We start from the raw sequence: 19,153 nt of genomic DNA on the forward strand, positions 1-19,153 counted from the left end.
CCGGTAAAATCCCTTTTTTAACAGCTCCCGATACCCTCATGTCTGCCTGGCTACTGCCGGATCAAATTGCCGACGTCCTGCCCTCCGAGGCCAGGCATATCGAAGACTTGCGCCGGGCGCTGCTCGATACCGCGCGCGCCTACGGCTACGAGCTCGTCATCCCCCCGATGATCGAGCACCTGGATTCCCTGCTGACCGGTACCGGTGAAGCGCTCGACCTGCAGACCTTCAAGCTGGTCGACCAGCTGTCGGGCCGCTCGCTGGGCTTGCGCGCCGACACGACGCCGCAAGTCGCGCGCATCGATGCCCATCTGCTGAACCGCAAGAGCCTGACGCGCCTGTGCTATTGCGGCCCGGTGCTGCATGCCCGCGTCGACCGGCCCTTCGGCACGCGCGAGCCGCTGCAGCTCGGCGCCGAGATCTACGGCCACGCCGGCCGCGAAGCCGACCTCGAGATCCTCGAGCTCGCGCAAGCCAGCCTGGCCGCCGCCGGCCTGCAGCAGCAGACCATCGACCTGGGCGACGTGCGCATCGTCGACTCGCTGCTGGCGGGTCTGGCGCTGGAGCCGGCTGCGGTCGCCCGCATCCACGCTGCGCTGGCAGCCAAGAACAGCGCCGAGCTCGACCTGCTGAGCCGCGAGTTGCCGGCCGAGGTGCGCAGCAGCCTGCTGGCGCTGCCCGAACTCTATGGCGGCCCGGAAATCCTGGCCGAGGCCGCCCGCCGCCTGCGCCCGAGCCCCTTGCTCGAGCGCGCGCTGGGCGACCTGCGCTGGCTGGCCGACCAGCTGTCGGGCGCCAACCTGTCGTTCGACCTGGCCGACCTGCGCGGCTATGCCTATTACACCGGCGTGCGCTTTTCGCTCTTCGGCGGCCAGACCGGTCGTCTGCAGGAGCTGGTGCGCGGCGGCCGCTACGACGAAGTCGGCGGCGTGTTCGGGCGCAAGCGTCCGGCCGTCGGCTTCAGTCTGGACTTGAAGGAACTGGTGTCGGCAGCCGCCGCACCGGCGCTGCAAGCTGCGATCCGGGCCCCCTGGGGTCAGGAGCCGGGCTTGCGCGCTGCCATTGCCGGTCTGCGTGCAGCCGGCGAAACCGTGGTCTGCGTCCTGCCGGGCCATGAACATGAGGTGGACGAGTTCCATTGCAACCGCGCGCTCGTCGCGCAAGACGGCGCGTGGCTGGTGCAGCCCCTGGCAGCCTGACCCCGTAACGATGAAATCGGTATCTGTATGAGCGAAAACAATTTCAAGGCCCAGCCTGGGCGTAACGTCGTGGTCGTCGGCACCCAGTGGGGCGACGAGGGCAAGGGCAAGCTGGTCGACTGGCTGACCGAGACCGCCAAGGGCGTGGTGCGCTTCCAGGGCGGCCACAACGCCGGCCACACGCTGGTGATCAATGGCGTCAAGACCGCACTGCACCTGATCCCCAGCGGCATCATGCGCCCTGAAGTCAAGTGCTACATCGGCAACGGCGTCGTGCTGTCGGTCACCAAGCTGCTCGAAGAGATCGAAGGCCTCGAGAAGGCCGGCGTCGAGGTTCGCTCGCGCCTGCGCATCAGCGAGGCCTGCCCGCTGATCCTGCCGTTCCACGCCGCGATCGACATCGCGCGCGAGGCCGCCAAGACCCGCGCCGGCACCGAGAAGATCGGCACCACCGGCCGCGGCATCGGCCCGGCCTACGAGGACAAGATCGCCCGCCGCGCGCTGCGCGTGCAGGACTTGAAGCACCCCGAGCGCTTCGCGACCAAGCTGCGCGAGCTGCTCGAGCTGCACAACCATGCGCTGACCACTTATCTGGGCAGCGCCGACATGCAGTGGGACGCCGCGCTGTCGCCCTTCATCGTCGACGGCAAGATCCAGTTCGAGCCGGTGTTCGAGCAGGCGATGGCGCAGGCCGAGCAGATCAAGCCGATGATGGCCGATGTCTCGCGCGAGCTCAACGAGGCGCACAAGGCTGGCGCCAACCTGCTGTTCGAAGGCGCGCAGGGCACGCTGCTCGACGTCGACCACGGCACCTACCCGTTCGTGACCTCGAGCAACTGCGTGGCCGGTAACGCCGCCGCCGGTGCCGGCGTCGGCCCGGGCCTGCTGCACTATGTGCTGGGCATCACCAAGGCCTACTGCACCCGCGTCGGTGGCGGCCCGTTCCCGACCGAACTCGAGTGGGAAAAGGAAGGCACGCCGGGCTACCACATGGCCACCGTCGGCGCCGAGCGCGGCACCACCACCGGCCGCTCGCGCCGCTGCGGCTGGTTCGACGCCGCGCTGCTCAAGCGCTCGGCCCAGGTCAACGGCCTGTCGGGCCTGTGCATCACCAAGCTCGACGTGCTCGACGGCCTGACCGAGCTCAAGCTCTGCGTCGGCTACGAGCTCGATGGCGAAAGCATCGACCTGCTGCCGATGGGTGCGGACGAGATCGCACGCTGCGTGCCGGTCTACGAAACCCTGCCGGGCTGGACCGAGACCTCGGTCGGCGCGACCCGCTACGCGGACTTGCCGGCCAACGCCCAGGCCTACCTGCGCCGGATCGAGGAAGTTACCGGCGTGCCGATCCACGTCGTGTCGACCAGCCCCGATCGCGACCACACCATTCTGGTGCAGCACCCCTACGCGGCCTGATGTGAAGTGAACAAGCGGCCCTTGGGGGCCGCTTTTTCGCATCCATTGCGTACCGAACTTTTACAAGAAACAAGCAGAAGCGGAGCCGACATGCTGAGCGAAGACGGCAAACACCTCTACGTCACGGACGACGAATACCACGGGTTGATCGAACGGCTCGCGATCCAGGTTTACCAGTCCGGCTGGGAATTCGACACCATCCTCTGCCTCGCGCGCGGTGGCATGCGTCCGGGCGACATTCTGTCGCGCATCTTCGATCTGCCGCTGGCGATCATGTCGACCAGCTCCTACCGCGCCGAAGCCGGCACGGTGCAGGGCCATCTCGACATTGCGCACTACATCACCACGCCCCGGGGCCAGATTGCCGGGCGCGTGCTGCTGGTCGACGACCTGGCCGATTCGGGTCACACCCTGCGCGCCGTGATCAACCAGCTGCGCAACAACTATGCGCCGATCACCGAGCTGCGCAGCGCGGTGATCTGGACCAAGGCCTGCTCGGTGTTCCAACCTGACTACTCGGTCGAATTCCTGCCGACCAATCCCTGGATCCACCAGCCCTTCGAGAGCTACGACAGCCTGCGTCCGCAGGACCTGCTGGCCAGGCAGCAGCAGGGCTGAGCCCAGCCATGCCGACATGGTCGGCAATCACAAGGGGAGCCTGCGGGCTCCCTTTTTCATGTGCATCGTCGTCAAACGACATGGGTTGTCGTCCGGGCTTCGTATCATGTGAAATTCTTCCGCAAATTGATTGCCCTGCCATGTCCGATTCCACCGTCATCCATCCCGGCGTTGCCGACATCCTGCCGCCCGCCCAGCCCCTGGCCGAGCTACTGGCCAGCCTGGTGCTCGATTACGCCCGCCGCGATGGTCGCCTGTCGCTGAACGACTGGCTGGCCGACACCTTGACGCAGCGCGCCGGTGTCGATCGTGCTGCCGCGCTCGATACCGCCAGCCAGTTGCTGGTGTATCTGGAAGACAGCCATAGCCTGCGCCAGGATCTGCGTCAGCACCTGGACAAAGGCAAGTCGCGCAGCAGCTGGATCGCGCGTCAGGTCGAGCAGATCGCCCGCAACACCCAGTCCGCGCCTGCCGAAGTGGCTGCCTTGGGGGAGCTGCTGACCGGCAAGGCCCTGGTGTCGGGTGAGCCCGTGACATTGCCAGACTGGAACGAGATGAGCCGCATCGCGTTGGCCAAGGGCATCGAGCAGCAGAACCTGCTGCAAGTTGCCAGCGATGTGGTCGCGGATGGTGCGCGTCAATGGGCGGGTCAGTCCATCAGTGGGTTGCTCAAGGACCATCCGGACAGTGCCCGGTTGGCGCAGCAGTTCATCGCGGGCGAGCTCGACCTCGGCAGTCGCGCCGGCCTGCAGGCGACGCTGGCTGCCGGCACCGAGATCGCCGTGCGCCGAGGCCTGCTCGGTCCTGAGCTCAAGCGCGCGCTCGACGACGGCGTGCTGATCCCGGCCTGGTTCGCGCACCAGACTTTTATCGGCACCGAGAATGCCAGCCTGCTGCACGCTGCCGGTACAGGTCAGCTCGATCCGGCCGAGGCGCTTGATCAGATGGTCGATGTGGCCACCGCCGCCGTGACCCAGACTACGCGCGAGGTCTGCGAGCGCGTTGGCGGCCAGATCGGTCAGGCGATCGCGCTAAAGGTTCCTGTTGTCGGGGCGTTCCTGGCGCCGGTGGCGAGCCAGGTTGGCGAGATGGTTGGGACGGCGGTCGGCGTGGTGGCGGGCAGCGTCGCCGGAGCCGCGATCAAGAAGGGCGTCGAAGTGGTCACGAAGGTGGCTACCAAGGTGGTATCAGGTGTAACCAAGGCAGCCCAGAAAGTTGCCAGTCTCCTGTCATTCGGCCTTCTTGCTTGAAATTTGCAGTTACCCCATCAACATGAAACTCATCAAGTTCGATCTGCCGATCAACGGCACCAAGGTCAAGACTCTCGAAGAACTGCGCGACAACCTGACCGATGAAATCCTCGCGCTGGCGCGTAGCAGTCAGCTGGAGCACAGCAGCCAGCTTGAGCGCTGGCTCAGGACGCGCCAGCTTCCAGATCAGGCGCAGGCCGTCGCGGAGGCCGTGAAACGGGAAGGCACCGACAAGGGCCTGTTCCTGGCGCTGTGCAAGGTGCTGGACGTCGAGGCGCATCCGGATGACGTGAAGGCGATCTTCGATGCGCCGCCAGCACCGGGGAATTCCATTCATAAGGCTAGATATTTTGAGATGTACGAGGCACTAAAAAATCGCTTCGAAAAAGAACAAGTTATCAATAAGAGGATAAAATCTGCTGTAGCCCACCACGCAGATCGCGAAAAACTTTTTAGTTCATTTCAGTTGCTACAGTCACGATTCAGCATCGTACTTGAGCAAGAAAAAATACATAAAAATTATTTTAATGTATTTTTTCAAAATTTTATGCTTCGAATTTCTAATAATCTGACGCTTGTGCTTGAAAAATATCAAGGTGGTAAAAAATACGACTCTTATATGATTAAGCTTGTTGATCTAATTAATTCATTTCGAGATGACTTGGATAAACGATTGGCAGAGCTGGAGCAGGCCTTGAGATTTCAGGATTCGCTGTTAGTTTTCATCACCGGTAAGGTTAAGTCTGGTAAAAGCTCGCTTGGAAACTACATGGCATGGGGATATACCGATCCCGACGAGGAATTGAAACAGCAGGTTACTCCTCATCAGGTACCTATCTATTTCTCGCATGAAAACAATGCCGTCGATGGTGGTGATGCAAAAGACGAAGCGGAGCAGTGGCGTGAGTTTGGTATCGGCCCCACCGAGTCGATCCAGGGCTTCAAGCTGCCAGGCCTGACCTGGGTCGATTCGCCCGGCTTGCACTCGTTCAAGGAGAAGAACGAGAAGCTGGCCCGCGACTACGTCGAGCACGCCGACCTGATTCTTTACACGATGAAGTCGGATGCGCCAGGACGCGCCAGCGACCTCGCCGAGATCCAGCAACTGCTGGGCAAGGACAAGAAGGTTCTGCTGCTGCTGACGGGTAGCGATGACGTGGAGGAAGACTACGACGATGAGACGGACAGTTTGGTGCAAACCGTCGTAATGAAAGACGCGAACCGTCGTGAAAAACAGCACGCCTATGTACGAGAAGCGCTGCGGGAGTTAGCGAACGGCAGCAGTGATAGCCGGATTGCCAATCTCGAAATCGTCTCGATTTCGGCGCGTTACGCGCAGCTCAACGCCGACGATCCGGCCGCCTTCTCCGAAAGCGGAATGGGGCTACTGTATCAGATCTTGCACAGGATTGCGCAATCGGATAGTGTTCGAATAAAGCAGCGTGCTCCGATTGAAAATATGTGTAAATTTATGAGCAGTTGTTGTGATGACCTAATATATTTCCGCGAACTGTTGTCGAAATTTTTTCGGCAGAGCAGAGATTTGACTGAATCAATATGGTTGTCGTCGATGCATGAAAGTCTAATGCTGGAGATATCTGAATTTGAAAATAAACTGAGGCAGATGCTTCAGGTCGCTCGAAGCTCATGAAAATCCGTTTGGGCGAAAATGAAACTATTAAAATTCGACCTGCCGATCAACGGCGCCAAGGTCAAAAATCTCGAAGAACTACGCGACAACCTGACCGACGAGATCCTGACGCTCGCGCGTAGCAGCCAGCTGGAGCGCTGGCTCAGGACGCGCCAGCTGCCAGATCAGGCGCAGGCCGTCGCGGAGGTAGTGAAGCGGGAAGGTACTGACAAGGGCCTGTTTCTGGCGCTGTGCAAGGTGCTGGACGTCGCGGCGCATCCGGATGACGTGAAGGCGATCTTCGATGCGCCGACGGCGCCAGGAAGATTCATTCCAGGGGCGCGTTACGCTGAACTTTATGAGCAGATAAGGCTGCAGCTATTGGAGAAAAAGGAAGAGTCTGAGAAACCTATTGCCTTAAAAATAGATTTGGAGACTAGGAGAGGGAAAGCTTTGAAAGAAGCTATGTCGATTTCACATATGATGAGTGGTTCGAAAAGAATTTCCGATCAATATTAGATTAAAAATATTTAATGAATCTAGAAATGAACTCTGTAGAGATAATAAAAAACATGAGTTTTTATGAAGATAATTTTATTGTGAATATTTTATAAAATGAAGCTGATACTCAAAGAATCATTGCGCGCCCACGCGCTATCGCATTACCCCATCCTCTACCTGCTGACGCACGACGACACCGAGGCTGACGAACTGATTGCCAACCTCGACCTCAAGCCGAAGCGCCAGATCATTGAATGGAACATGGCGCGTGGCCTGGTCGATTTCGGCACCAAGCGGCCGCTGCTGGCCTGGTGCGACTTGGCGACGGCGCTCGACCAGCTGCTCGATCACGACAACCTGAAGCACCACTTCATCGTGATCCGCGACGCGCACCTGGGTCTGCGCGACAGCCCGCTCGCGGTCGCGCGGCTCAAGGCCCTGATGACCCGGGTGCGCGAAGACTCGGAGGCCGAGGTCACGGTGCTGCTGGTCTCGTCCGAAAAATTCATTCCGCGCGAACTCGAGAAGTTCATCACGCTGTTCGAACTGCCTCTGCCCGACGAGGCTGCGATACGTGCCATCATCCAGGCACATGCCGAGGCCTATGGCGTGGTGGTCGACAAGTCGGAATTGAGCCAGCTGGCACTGGCCTTCCAGGGTTTGAGCCGCTACGAGATCGGCCAGCTGATCAACCGTGGCTTCCAGCAGGATGGTCTGATCGGTGCCAAGGACATCAAGCTGGTGCAGGCCGAGAAGAAGCAGATTATCCAGAAAAGCGGCCTGCTCGAAATGCTTGAGGTCCGCGAGCGACTGGACGACATCGGCGGGTTGGACCAGCTCAAGCCCTGGCTGCAGCAGAAACGCCAGGTGTTGTCCGACTGGCCGGCCGCGCGCGATTTCGGCGTCGAGCCGCCCAAGGGCGTGCTGATCGTCGGCATGCCGGGCTGCGGCAAGTCGCTGACCGCCAAGGCCACGGCTGCGCTGTTCGGCTTGCCGCTGCTCAGAATGGACCTGGGCTCGCTGATGGGCAAGTATGTCGGCGACAGCGAGGCCAACATGCGGCGCGCGATTGCCGTTGCCGAGGCGGTCAGTCCCTGCGTGCTGTGGGTCGACGAGGTCGAGAAGGCTTTCGTCGGCATCGGTGGCGGTAGCGCGGGCTCCGAGGTCGCGACGCGACTGTTCGGCTACTTCCTGACCTGGATGCAGGAGAAGACCCGCCAGGTGTTCGTGGTCGCCACGGCCAATGACATCTCGGCGCTGCCGCCCGAGTTGCTGCGCAAGGGCCGCTTCGACGAAATCTTCTTCGTTGATTTTCCGACCGAGTCCGAGCGCCAGACCATCTTCAAGGTGCATCTGGACAAGCGCAGGAAAGCGGGCGCCCGCATCGATGTCAGGCAGCTGGCCGGCAAGACGAATGGCTATTCGGGCGCCGACATCGAAGCGGTGGTCAAGGAGGGCATCGAGCAGGCTTTTGTCGATGGCCGAGCCGAGCTCACGACCGAGCGCCTGCTCAAGGTCATCCAGGCTACCCAGCCGCTCAGCGTCGTCATGAAGGACAAGGTCGAGCAATACCGCAAGCGGTTCGGGGACATGAAGATCAAACCGGCATCATGACGCGCCGCAAACTCCCGATCGGCATCCAGACCTTCGCCAAGCTGCGCCAGGAGGGCTGCTACTACGTCGACAAGACGCCGTTGCTGTTGCGACTGGTTCGGGAGGGCTCGTTCTATTTCCTGAGCCGGCCGCGCCGCTTCGGCAAGAGCCTGCTGATCGACACCCTGGCCGAGCTGTTCGAGGGCAACCGTCTGCTGTTCGACGGCCTGCACGCCGAGGCGCACTGGGACTGGTCCAAAAGCTATCCCGTCATCCGCATCAGCTTTGCCGATGGCGTGCTGCACAGTGCCGAACGGCTGCAGCAGCGCATCCTTGACAACCTGCGCCAGAACGCCGAACGCCTGGGTGTGACCTTCCCGTCGGGCCTGGACGTGCCGGGCCAGTTCGGCGAACTGATCCGCCAGGCCAGGGCCAGTCACGGCCAGCGCTCGGTGGTGCTGGTTGACGAGTACGACAAGCCGATCCTCGACAACATCACCGAGCCAGCAATCGCGCGCCAGATGCGCGACGGGCTGCGGGACCTGTACTCGGTGATCAAGGGCCAGGACGCGCATATCCAGTTCGCGATGCTGACCGGGGTCAGCAAGTTCAGCTTGTTTTCGGGGCTGAACAATTTGCGCGACATCACGGTCTCGGCCGATTACTCTGCCATCTGCGGTTACACCGACGAGGATGTCGATACCGTGTTCGCCCCGGAACAGCCGGGCCTGGATCGGGCGCAGATCCGCACCTGGTACAACGGCTACAACTGGACCGGCACCAGCGTCTACAACCCGTTTGACCTGCTGCTGCTGTTCGACAAGCGCGAGTTCCATCCCTACTGGTTCGAGACCGGCACGCCGACCTTCCTGATCGACGTGCTGACGCAGCGCGGCGTGTTCACGCCGCAACTGCAGGCCTTCGTGGCGCAGGAGAACCTGCTGGGCAGTTTCGATGTCGAGCAGATGACCACCGAGGCGCTGCTGTTCCAGACCGGCTACCTGACCGTGGGCAGCATCTGGCGCATTCCGGGTCGGGCCGAGTTCACGCTCAAGTATCCGAACCTGGAAGTGCAGGCCAGTCTCAACGACAGCCTGCTGCAGCGCCTGAGCGGCGACCCGTCGGTGCCGGGCGTGCAGGTCAGCCAGCTCTACCGCCTGCTGCAGGCCAGGAACTTTTCTGGCTTGCAGGCCTTGTTCACCGCCTTCTTCGCCAGCATTCCGCACGACTGGTACCGCAACTCTCCGGTGGCGCAGTTCGAGGGCTATTACGCCAGCATCTTCTACAGCCACTTCGCCGCGCTGGGCCTCGATATCCGGCTCGAGGACGTGACCAACCGGGGCCGCATCGACATGACGGTGCTGTTCGACGGCCAGGTCTGGTTGTTCGAGTTCAAGGTGGTCGAGCTGGCGCCCGAGAGCCGGGCGCTGCAGCAGATCAAGGACCGGGCCTATGCCGACAAGTACCGCGCGCGCGGCGAGCCGATCCACCTGATCGGGGTCGAGTTCAGCAAGGCGCAGCGCAGCGTGGTCGGCTTCGAGGTCGAGACGCTACCATGCGGTCATGTCTGATCTTCAAGCCACCGCTACCCTGGTTCCCGCGCTGTCGCAGCCAACCGTGCTGATCCACCACAGTTACCGGCCACCGGCCGATTTCGAGGCTCCGGCACCGGGCGTGCACAAGGCCTCGACCGTGTTCTTTCCCAGCGTGGCGGCGCTGCGCTCGCGTGACTGGAAGGACAAGTCGGCCTATACCTATGGCCTGCACGGCACGCCGACCACCTTCACGCTCGAGGAGCACATCGCCACCCTCGAGGGCGGCGCGCATTGCGTGCTGGTGCCCAGCGGCCTGGCCGCGATCGCGCTGGTCGACATGGCCTTGTTGCGTGCCGGCGACGAGTTGCTGATTCCGCACAACGCCTACGGCCCCAACAAGTCCTTCGCTGCAGTCGAACTGGCGGGCTGGGGCATCGTGGCGCGCTACTACGACCCGATGAACCCGGCCGACCTGGCGGCGCGCATCAGCGACAAGACGCGGCTGGTCTGGCTGGAGGCAGCCGGTTCGGTCACGCTCGAGTTCCCCGATCTGCCGGCGCTGACGGCCATCGTCCGCCAAGCCAGCGCGGGAAGGGCGCGCCCGATCGTGAGCGTGCTTGACAACACCTGGGGCGCGGGCGTGGCGTTCTGCGGCTTCGACCTGGGCGCCGACCTCGTAATGCAGGCGCTGACCAAGTACCCGAGCGGCGGCGGCGATGTGCTGATGGGCTCGGTCGTCACGCGCGACCCGGCCTTGCACCGCGAGCTGCTGCTGACGCATATGCGGCTAGGCCTGGGCGTGGGTGCCAACGACGCCGAACTGGTGCTGCGCGGCCTGCCCTCGATCGCGTTGCGCTACGCGGCGCAGGATGCCGCCGCGCGCGAACTGGCCGGCTGGATGCAGGCGCAGCCCGGCGTCAAGCAGGTGCTGCATCCGGCACTGCCGGGTTCGCCTGGCCACGAGACCTGGCAGCGCGATGCGCGCGGCGCGGCCAGCCTGTTCACTGTCGTGTTCGATGATGCGATCGCGCCCGAGCGGGTGGTGGCGTTCTGCGATGCGCTCAAGCTGTTCCGGCTCGGCTACAGCTGGGCCGGCCCGGTCAGCCTGTGCGTGCCCTATGAGCGCTCCGAGATGCGCGGGCGCGACTGGCCGCATGCCCATGGTCCGGTGCGCCTTGCGGTCGGGCTGGAGTCGGTGGCGGACCTGCGCGCGGATCTGGCGCAGGCGCTGCGGGTGCTGAACGCCTGAAAGGTCTCCGCCCAGCGCAACAGGGCGACCCTGTCCCAGCAATGAAAGCCTCTGGGCATCAGACCCTTCCGCTCTGGATCGCTGGGCCGGGGTAATCCAAGGAGGAACTGGACCGGACGATTGACAAGTGGACTGCACGTTGTTGCCGGCCCACAGCTGACCGCTCCGAATTCATACCATCGAGAGACTTTACTTGGGAGAATCAGAGTAGCCAATCAGGCTGGAAATCACCAAGGGAGTCAAACATGAAAGAAGATCTTGCGCGCTACCAGGATATCCTGCTTTCAACGATGACAGAGGTCGGGCTCAAGGTCCTGGCCGCAGTCGCATTCTGGGTCATAGGCCGCTGGCTGATCGGTGTCGCGTTCAACTTGGTGCGCAGTTCGCTGGAGCGGCAGAAGTTCGATCCGACCGTGCTGCGCTATGTTGGCTCTATCGTCACCGTGACGCTGAACGTCCTGCTGGTCGTCGGTATCCTGGGCTATTTCGGTATTCAGACAACCACTTTCGCCGCGCTGATCGCAGCTGCGGGTGTTGCGATCGGAATGGCATGGTCTGGCCTGCTGGCGCATTTCGCCGCCGGTGCCTTTCTGGTTGTGCTGCGCCCGATGAAGGTAGGCGACTTTGTCAGCATCGCCGGAGTGACTGGGACGGTGGTTGAGCTCGGCCTGTTCACGACGGTGATCAACACGCCTGACAACGTCCACACCATCATCGGCAACAACAAGATATTTGGCGAGACGATCCAGAACTTCTCGGCCAATCCGTTCCGCCGCGTCGACCTGAAGTGCCAGCTCTCGGGCGCGGCAGATCACCGGGCGGCGGTTGCGCTGTTGCGCGAGAAGATTGCTGCAATCCCCAACGTGCTGGCCGAGCCCATGGTCGATGTCGAGATCCTGGACTTCACGCTGGTCGGGCCGGTGCTGGCGGTACGCCCCTATTGCCACAACGACCATTATTGGCAGGTGTATTTCGACACCAATCGGGTGCTGCGCGAGGCGCTGGCCGAAGCCGGCTTCCCGGCTCCCATGCCGGCGCAGAGCGTAATCGTGACTCAGGCCGCCTGACGCGTCATCGCACAGATTGTGCTTGCGCTACCAGCAGCACAGCCACCCCCATGTACCGGACGCGCATCACTTGCACCGCCACTGAAAGGCTGTGATCGCCCTGGGCTGAGTTTTGCACAGTCCCTATAATGGAGTGGTAATGGTACGTCGGCTGGTCACGGTCTTTTCACTGATGTTCTTTCTCAGCGCAGGTCTGTCCGCGTTCAGCTTGAGCATGGACCCGCGCAGCGTGAACGCTGGCGACACCCATCTGCTGTTTGATCTCGACGGACAGGATCTGGCCGATGAACTGGTCCAAGCGGATGCCGACCCCGACTCTCCCAACGACAACCTGTTGAGTGTCGAGTGGTCCGATTGGCCTGACCTGTCTGATCGCCTGTCACCGTTTCCATCCTTGAGTCAAGGGCTGGTGCTGCAGAGATTCCTGCTCGCAGCGCCCTCATTGCCCTGGCCGTTCCTGGCAGCGCTGCAGCGCCCGCCCAGCTTCACCGCTTGACGACCCTGGCCTGAGCCCACCGGGCTCTGCATGGCCTTGCGTCTGACCTTGTCCGTGTTGGCCGCTCCGTGAAGGCCGGGCATGCGACGACTGCACCGAGCAAACCCCCGCTTGTTCTGACCGCCCACCGGTTAGTCACTCACTAATAGTTTTTATTATGAACACTCATCTCGATACTTTTTCAAGTCCGACTCATGGCGCCTTGGCCTTTGGCGCCGAACAACGCCACCGCGTGCTGCGCAACACCTACTGGCTGCTGGCGCTGTCGATGGTGCCTACCGTGCTGGGCGCCTGGATCGGCGTCGCCACCGGCCTGGCTGCGGCGATGTCGCCTGGCATCAGCATGGTGGTGTTCCTGGTCGGTGCCTTCGGCTTCATGTTCGCGATCGAGAAGACCAAGGACTCGGCCGCTGGCGTGCCGATGCTGCTGGCCTTCACCTTCTTCATGGGGCTGATGCTGTCGCGCCTGATCGGATCGGTGCTGGGCCTGGCCAATGGTGCCAGCCTGATCATGACGGCGTTTGCCGGCACGGGTGCCATCTTCCTGGGCATGGCGACCTTGTCCTCGGTCATCAAGCGTGATCTGAGCTCGATGGGCAAGTTCCTGTTCATCGGCGTCATCTTGTTGCTGGTGGCCGGCATCGCGAACTTCTTCATCCAGTCCAGCGCGCTGATGATCACGCTGTCGGTGCTGGCGATCGGCATCTTCTCGGCCTTCATCCTGTACGACCTCAAGCGGGTGCAGGATGGCGAGGAGACCAACTACATCACGGCCACGCTGGGCGTCTACCTGAGCCTGTACAACGTGTTCCAGTCGCTGCTGGCACTGCTGGGCATCTTCGGTGGTCGTGACGACTGATCACCCACCCCAGACCGCCGAGCCAGACCCGTCAGTGACGGGTCTTCTTTGCCTGCACAGCAGGCCCTGACAAAAGATTTCAATGGAAATAGCAATACTTTTCGCGCTGATCGTCCTCAATGGCCTGTTCGCAATGTCGGAGATCGCGCTGGTCACCGCGCGCAAGGCGCGGATGCAGAAACTGATCGACGAAGGTGACAAGGCCGCTGCGGCTGCCGTCAAGCTGGGGGAAGACCCAACCCGGTTTCTGTCCACCATCCAGATCGGTATCACCTCGATCGGTGTGCTCAATGGCATCGTGGGTGAAGCGGCACTGGCCGCACCCTTGGCCATCTGGCTGGTGACCCTGGGTTTGCCTGAGCCAGCCAGCCAGTTGCTGGCCACCGGGCTGGTGGTGCTGCTGGTGACCTATTTCTCGATCGTGATCGGAGAGCTGGTGCCCAAGCGCATCGGTCAATCCAATCCGGAAATGCTGGCCCGTCTGGTGGCGCGTCCGATCGACTTGCTCGCGATAGCGACCAAGCCCTTCGTCTTGCTGCTGTCGGTGTCCACCCGTGCCCTGCTCAAGCTGCTGGGGGTCAAGGAATCCAATGCCAATGCCGTCACCGAGGAGGAAATCCACGCCATGCTGGAAGAGGGCACCACGGCCGGGATCATCGAGTCGAATGAACACACCATGGTGCGCAACGTGTTCCGCCTCGATGACCGCCAGATCGCCTCCTTGATGGTGCCGCGCAGCGACGTCGTGGTGCTGGACCTTGATCTGCCGTTCGAGCAGAACATGGCCCGGGTCGAGGCATCCGACCACCCGCGCTATCCCGTCGTCAATGGTGACTTGAACAACGTCGTCGGCGTGGTCCATGCCAGGAAATGGCTGTCCCAGGCCCTTAGGGGAGAAGACCGCGAGTTGCAGAGCCAGAAACTCCAAGCGCCCCTGTATGTGCCTGAAACCATCACCGGCATGGAGCTGCTCGACAACTTCAGGTCGTCTGACGAGTACATGGCTTTCGTGATCGACGAATACGGCGAGATCCAGGGCATCGTGACCCTGCACGACCTGATCGAAGCCATCACCGGAGAGTTCCGCCCGCGCGATCCGCACAATTCCTGGGCCGTGCAGCGCGAGGATGGCAGCTGGCTGCTCGATGGCCTGATTCCGGTGCCGGAGCTCAAGGATCGACTGGAGCTGGACAAGGTGCCGGACGAGGAGCGTGGCCGCTACCACACACTCAGCGGCATGATGATGCTGCTGACCGGGCGCCTGCCCAAGGTCGCCGACACCGTGCAGTGGGAAGGCTGGCAGCTGGAAATCGTTGACATGGATGGCCGCACGATTGACAAGGTGCTGGCCAGTCGCCTGCCGGCATCAGAGGATGCGGTGAGGGCGAGTGCTGAGCCTGCGTCATGACAGATGAATGCCCTGCGCGGTTGCCAGGCCATCATCTGTCAACAAGGAGCAGGCAGTTGGGCGCCGTCATCGGCCTGGCCTGGCTTTGCGCTTCCTGCGCGGATGGCTACGCCCCCAACCAAGCACCGCGGATACTGGATTTCAGCATGTCGCAGCAGGAGGCGTTGAAAGCCCTGAACCTGATTGCAGAGTCTCCGCTGGTCGACCAGCCGATACGCTTCAAGTCGGAATCGGCCTGCGCGTTGCAAGGGGAGCGCAAGCGCTTGATCGGATGGAAATCCCTGCGCTCGATTCCCCTTCAGGGATCTAAGGCTGAGTTGAGCAAATCCGGATACGAAGAAAGCTACAGCGTTTCGATGAAGCCAGCCCAGGGCGGTGAGGCCTTGATCATGGAGGGATTACCCCTGTTTGAAGCCTTGGATGTCAAATGGATTGTTAATCACTTGCAAAGCTTGTGTGTCAGTGGCGTGCAAAAGACGCTGTAGCTGAATTCCAGCCTTGAATCCGTCGCCCATCTTGGGTAGAACCAGCAAAGCCCGTGCGAGGCTCAGGGTTTCAGCAGCCGCCTCAATTCGCCCCAGACGTTCTCGAGCATCCTGGGCTGGGCCGCCTCGTTCGGGTGTATGCGGTCGGCCTGGAACAGCGCGGTCGGGTTGGCGCCGTCGGCCACGCCCGCGAGGAAGAACGGCAGCAGCGCGGCTTTCTCGGCCTTGGCGACCTCGGCATAGAGCTGGCGGAACTGTTCGGCGTGGCGCGCGCCGTAGTTCGGCGGCACCTGCATGCCCAGCAGCAGCACGCGCGCGCCGGCTTGCCTGGCGGCGCGCGCCATGGCGCGCAGGTTGTCGCGCGTCATCTCGAGCGGCAGGCCGCGCAGCGCGTCGTTGCCGCCGAGCTCGATCACGACCACCGCCGGGCGGTGCTGCTGTAACAGCGCCGCCAGGCGCGACTGGCCGCCCGCGGTCGTGTCGCCGCTGATGCTGGCGTTGACGACCTGCCAGCCTGGCTGGCGCGCGTCGAGGCGTTGCTGCAGCAGCGCGGCCCAGCCGGTGCCGCGCTGCAGGCCGTATTCGGCGCTCAGCGAGTCGCCGACGATCAGCAGCCGGCGCGGCTCGGCCGCCTGGGCCAGCGCAGACCCCAGCAGGCCGGACGCGCATGCCCCTGCCAGCAGCGCGCGACCCAGGCCCGAGTTAAAGTAGCGACGAGTCAATTGAGGAATTTTGTCCATGTCCGATGCGATCATTGCCGTGCAGCGCCTGTCCAAGTCCGTGACCGATTCCGGCGGCACGTTGGACATTTTGCGCGATGTCGAGTTCGAGCTGCAGCGCGGCGAGACGGTAGCCATTGTCGGCGCCTCGGGTTCTGGCAAGAGCACGCTGCTGGCTATCCTGGCCGGGCTCGATACGCCGAGCCGCGGACGCGTGCTGCTGGCCGGCCAGGATCTGTTCGCGCTGGCCGAGGACGACCGCGCTGAGTGGCGCGCGCGCCAGCTCGGCTTCGTGTTCCAGAGCTTCCAGCTGCTGACCAACCTGAGCGCGCTCGAGAACGTGATGCTGCCGCTCGAGCTCGCGGGCCGGCGCGATGCGCGCGCTGCCGCGACCCGCATGCTGCAGCGCGTCGGCCTGGGCGAGCGGCTCGGTCACTACCCCCGGCTGCTGTCGGGCGGCGAGCAGCAGCGTGTCGCGCTGGCGCGTGCCTTCGTGGTCGAGCCGGCGGTGCTGCTGGCCGACGAGCCGACCGGCAGCCTGGATTCGGCCACTGGCGACAAGGTCATGGAACTGATGTTCGAGCTCAACCGCGAGCAGGGCACGACGCTGGTGCTGGTCACGCATGACCGCGAGATCGCGCGCCGCTGCGAGCGCCGGATCACGATCGAAGCCGGCCGCGCCCACGAACTGCCGGCTGTGGTCGACTGAAGCCGCCAGGCAAAACACAGCGGCGGCGGCGCAGGCCTGATAATCGGGGCTATGTCCTCTCCCAAAGTATTGTTCGGCTTCCATGCCGTCGGCGTGCGCCTGAAGACCGCGCCGCAGTCCATCATCGAGATCTATTACGAGAGCAGCCGGCGCGACGCGCGCATGCGGCAGTTCATCGACCGTGCCAAGGAGGCCGGCGCCCGCCTGATCGAGGCCGACAGCCTGCGCATCGCCAAGCTCTGCGGCAGCCACGGCCACCAGGGTGTCGCGGCCCGTGTCAACGAGGTCGAGCAGGTCAGGTCGCTCGACGAGTTGCTCGAGCAGCTTGAGGCCGACGGCATTGCGCCGCTGCTGCTGGTGCTCGACGGCGTGACCGATCCGCACAACCTCGGCGCCTGTCTGCGGGTGGCCGACGGCGCTGGTGCCCATGCGGTGATTGCGCCCAAGGACCATGCGGCCGGCATCAACGCGACGGTGGCCAAGGTCGCCAGCGGCGCAGCCGAGACCATGCCCTATTTCATGGTCACCAACCTGGCGCGCACCTTGAACGAACTCAAGGAGCGCAATATCTGGATCATCGGCACCAGCGATGACGCCGACAAGACCGTCTATCAGGTCGACCTCAAGGGCCCGGTCGCGCTGGTGCTCGGCGCCGAGGGCCAGGGCATGCGCCAGCTCACGCGCAAGACCTGCGACGAGCTCGTCAGCATCCCGATGAAGGGCGCGGTCGAGAGCCTGAACGTCTCGGTCGCCAGCGCGGTCTGCCTCTACGAATCGCTGCGTCAACGCGGCTGAAGAAAGAAAACCCCATGAAGCGATTCACCCTCACCCTGGCGGCAGTCGCGCTGGCGCTGCTGGCCGGCTGCACCCAGGAGCAGCAGAACAAGCTCGGCCGCGGCATCCAGAACTGGACCGGCACCGACGGCGTGCTCGAGGTCTATGCCGGCGACAAGCTGGTGCGTCGCTTCCTGAAGGTCGACAAGATGAGCACGGCGCTCGGCACCGACGACAAGACCCCGCGTGCCTATCGCTACGGCTATGGCGTGCTCGACGAGAACCTGAACATGGTGGCCGACTCGGGCGAGAAGCGGGTCTATTTCGAGATCAGCGACTACACCAACGCGGTGTTCTTCGACAACCCGCACTGACCCGACTGACGCGTCTGTAAGCGTGGTCGGGCCGGGCCGCGCGCGGGTTCAGACCAGCCCGAAGGCGCCCAACAGCGCACCGGCGCCCATCAGCAGCAGCAGGTGGAGCCGGGTCTGCCAGACCAGCAGCGTGGCGATGGCTGTCAGCAGCCAGAGCCGCCAGTCGCCGGGCCGGTCGTGCGAAGCGCTCAGCAGCCAGCCGATCGAGATCAGCAATCCGATCACGACCGGCGCCATGCCGGTCTTGAAGGCGCGCACGGCCAGCAGGTGCTGGTTGCGGTGCGCCCAGCGCGTGGCCAGGTAGTTCAGCGTGCACGAGGGCAGCAGGCTGCCCAGCATGGCCAGCGTCATGCCGAGCAGGGCCAGCCACCAGGCTGTCGCGCCCGCGCCCATGCCGCCGGCGGCGTTGAGGCCGACGTTCCAGCCCATCAGCGCGATGAACAGGATGTTGGGCCCGGGCGCGGCTTGCGCCAGGGCGATCGAGCTGCTGAACTGCTCCTGGCTCAGCCAGTGCTGCTGCAGCACCAGGAAGCGCTGCATCTCGGGGGTGGTCGTGATCGCGCCGCCGACGCCCAGCAGCGACAGGCTGGCGAAATGGCCGGCCAGTTGCAGCCAGTCCGAGGGGGTCATCATGGTGTTCATCTTGGCTCCTGGCGCGGTGCGATGTCGCGCAGGCGATAGGCGGCCCAGCCGCAGGACAGCCCGCCGACGATCAGCAGTACCCAGGCCAGCGGCAGCCGCAGCCAGGCGATCGCGATGAAGCTCAGCGTGGCTGCCAGCGCGGCGGCGGCCAGACCCATGGGACTGCTGCGCAGCGCCGGTGCCAGCTTGAGGCCGGTGGCAGCGATCAGGCCGGCCGATACCGCCCCCATGCCGCGCAGCGCGCCCTGGGCGACCGGCGTGTCGGCGACGCTGCCGTAGAGCACCGCCAGTGCCAGCACCAGCAGCAGTGGCAACGCCAGCAGGCCGCTGGCGGCGGCGAGCGCGCCTGACAGACCGAAATGGCGTCCGCCCAGCACCATGGCCAGGTTGAGCACATTGGGGCCGGGCATGATCTGCGCGACCGCCCATTCCTCGAGGAACTGCTCGCGCGTGAGCCAGCGCTTCTTTTCTACCAGTTCGCGCTGCACCACGGCCAGCACGCCGCCGAAGCCCTGTAGCGCCAGCCAGGTGAAGGTCCAGAACAGGTCGGCGCGTGAGCGCGGTCGCGGCGCTGCGTCGTCAGCAGGCAGGGCAGTGGAGAGGGCAGATTTCATTGCCCCCGATTTTCG

General features: G+C 63.4%; 19 protein-coding genes and 1 pseudogene. 17 read left to right on the forward strand and 3 right to left on the reverse strand.

What is annotated here, in order from left to right; translation table 11 throughout:
- Positions 1 to 38: 38 nt before the first annotated feature.
- The 14 genes from C6P61_RS00325 to C6P61_RS00390 all read left to right on the forward strand — a co-directional run bounded on the left by C6P61_RS00325 (position 39) and on the right by C6P61_RS00390 (position 15,306).
- Positions 39 to 1,199, forward strand: coding sequence for an ATP phosphoribosyltransferase regulatory subunit (locus tag C6P61_RS00325; RefSeq protein WP_105727931.1), 1,161 nt, complete (start codon positions 39 to 41; stop codon positions 1,197 to 1,199).
- 27 nt (positions 1,200 to 1,226) lie between these two features.
- Positions 1,227 to 2,615: an adenylosuccinate synthase gene (locus tag C6P61_RS00330; protein ID WP_105727932.1), complete on the forward strand. Its 1,389-nt coding sequence runs from the start codon at positions 1,227 to 1,229 to the stop codon at positions 2,613 to 2,615.
- Positions 2,616 to 2,705: 90 nt separating this feature from the next.
- Positions 2,706 to 3,233 (forward strand): phosphoribosyltransferase, encoded by a 528-nt coding sequence (locus tag C6P61_RS00335; protein WP_105727933.1) that lies wholly within the window; start codon positions 2,706 to 2,708, stop codon positions 3,231 to 3,233.
- Between the two features lie 140 nt (positions 3,234 to 3,373).
- Positions 3,374 to 4,483, forward strand: coding sequence for a hypothetical protein (locus C6P61_RS00340; RefSeq protein WP_105727934.1), 1,110 nt, complete (start codon positions 3,374 to 3,376; stop codon positions 4,481 to 4,483).
- Positions 4,484 to 4,505: 22 nt separating this feature from the next.
- Complete coding sequence (locus C6P61_RS00345) at positions 4,506 to 6,134, forward strand: dynamin family protein (protein WP_105727935.1); 1,629 nt, start codon at positions 4,506 to 4,508, stop codon at positions 6,132 to 6,134.
- Positions 6,135 to 6,152: 18 nt separating this feature from the next.
- Positions 6,153 to 6,632, forward strand: a complete 480-nt coding sequence (locus tag C6P61_RS00350; RefSeq protein ID WP_105727936.1) for a hypothetical protein — start codon at positions 6,153 to 6,155, stop codon at positions 6,630 to 6,632.
- Positions 6,633 to 6,728: 96 nt separating this feature from the next.
- Positions 6,729 to 8,228: an AAA family ATPase gene (locus tag C6P61_RS00355; protein ID WP_105727937.1), complete on the forward strand. Its 1,500-nt coding sequence runs from the start codon at positions 6,729 to 6,731 to the stop codon at positions 8,226 to 8,228.
- Positions 8,225 to 9,778 carry an ATP-binding protein gene (locus C6P61_RS00360; protein ID WP_105727938.1) on the forward strand — a complete coding sequence of 518 codons (1,554 nt, stop codon included), beginning with the start codon at positions 8,225 to 8,227 and terminating at the stop codon, positions 9,776 to 9,778. Before C6P61_RS00355 ends, C6P61_RS00360 begins: the two co-directional genes overlap by 4 nt.
- Entirely contained in the window at positions 9,771 to 10,991 is a 1,221-nt protein-coding gene (locus C6P61_RS00365; protein WP_105727939.1) for a PLP-dependent transferase, read from the forward strand. Before C6P61_RS00360 ends, C6P61_RS00365 begins: the two co-directional genes overlap by 8 nt.
- A gap of 245 nt (positions 10,992 to 11,236) precedes the next feature.
- Positions 11,237 to 12,058: a mechanosensitive ion channel family protein gene (locus C6P61_RS00370; RefSeq protein WP_105727940.1), complete on the forward strand. Its 822-nt coding sequence runs from the start codon at positions 11,237 to 11,239 to the stop codon at positions 12,056 to 12,058.
- Between the two features lie 112 nt (positions 12,059 to 12,170).
- Positions 12,171 to 12,554, forward strand: a complete 384-nt coding sequence (locus tag C6P61_RS00375) for a hypothetical protein (protein WP_146114940.1) — start codon at positions 12,171 to 12,173, stop codon at positions 12,552 to 12,554.
- A 157-nt stretch (positions 12,555 to 12,711) separates the two neighbouring features.
- Positions 12,712 to 13,413 carry a Bax inhibitor-1/YccA family protein gene (locus C6P61_RS00380; RefSeq protein ID WP_105727942.1) on the forward strand — a complete coding sequence of 234 codons (702 nt, stop codon included), beginning with the start codon at positions 12,712 to 12,714 and terminating at the stop codon, positions 13,411 to 13,413.
- Between the two features lie 82 nt (positions 13,414 to 13,495).
- Positions 13,496 to 14,821: a hemolysin family protein gene (locus tag C6P61_RS00385; protein ID WP_105727943.1), complete on the forward strand. Its 1,326-nt coding sequence runs from the start codon at positions 13,496 to 13,498 to the stop codon at positions 14,819 to 14,821.
- Between the two features lie 56 nt (positions 14,822 to 14,877).
- Positions 14,878 to 15,306, forward strand: a complete 429-nt coding sequence (locus C6P61_RS00390) for a hypothetical protein (protein WP_105727944.1) — start codon at positions 14,878 to 14,880, stop codon at positions 15,304 to 15,306.
- Positions 15,307 to 15,368: 62 nt separating this feature from the next.
- On the opposite strand, the gene C6P61_RS00395 is transcribed toward C6P61_RS00390, so the two are convergent.
- On the reverse strand, positions 15,369 to 16,046 hold the full coding sequence (locus C6P61_RS00395; RefSeq protein ID WP_105727945.1) for an arylesterase: 678 nt from the start codon (positions 16,044 to 16,046) through the stop codon (positions 15,369 to 15,371).
- A 49-nt stretch (positions 16,047 to 16,095) separates the two neighbouring features.
- On the opposite strand from C6P61_RS00395, the pseudogene C6P61_RS00400 reads away from it, so the two are divergent.
- From C6P61_RS00400 to C6P61_RS00410, 3 genes and pseudogenes are all read left to right on the forward strand, one after another.
- Positions 16,096 to 16,734: pseudogene (locus tag C6P61_RS00400) on the forward strand (ABC transporter ATP-binding protein); the annotation flags it as partial.
- A gap of 51 nt (positions 16,735 to 16,785) precedes the next feature.
- On the forward strand, positions 16,786 to 17,529 hold the full coding sequence (rlmB, locus tag C6P61_RS00405; RefSeq protein ID WP_105727947.1) for a 23S rRNA (guanosine(2251)-2'-O)-methyltransferase RlmB: 744 nt from the start codon (positions 16,786 to 16,788) through the stop codon (positions 17,527 to 17,529).
- A 14-nt stretch (positions 17,530 to 17,543) separates the two neighbouring features.
- A complete protein-coding gene (locus C6P61_RS00410; RefSeq protein WP_105727948.1) occupies positions 17,544 to 17,882 on the forward strand; it encodes a hypothetical protein in 339 nt (112 codons plus the stop codon).
- Between the two features lie 48 nt (positions 17,883 to 17,930).
- Here C6P61_RS00410 and C6P61_RS00415 read toward each other — a convergent pair whose 3' ends face one another.
- Both C6P61_RS00415 and C6P61_RS00420 read right to left on the reverse strand, forming a co-directional pair.
- The gene (locus C6P61_RS00415; RefSeq protein ID WP_105727949.1) at positions 17,931 to 18,524 is read right to left on the reverse strand and encodes a chromate transporter; all 594 of its coding nucleotides are present in this window, start codon (positions 18,522 to 18,524) and stop codon (positions 17,931 to 17,933) included.
- Positions 18,521 to 19,138, reverse strand: a complete 618-nt coding sequence (locus tag C6P61_RS00420) for a chromate transporter (protein WP_105727950.1) — start codon at positions 19,136 to 19,138, stop codon at positions 18,521 to 18,523. Before C6P61_RS00420 ends, C6P61_RS00415 begins: the two co-directional genes overlap by 4 nt.
- Positions 19,139 to 19,153 lie beyond the last annotated feature (15 nt).

Source organism: Malikia spinosa, assembly GCF_002980625.1.
GTDB lineage: Bacteria > Pseudomonadota > Gammaproteobacteria > Burkholderiales > Burkholderiaceae_C > Malikia > Malikia spinosa.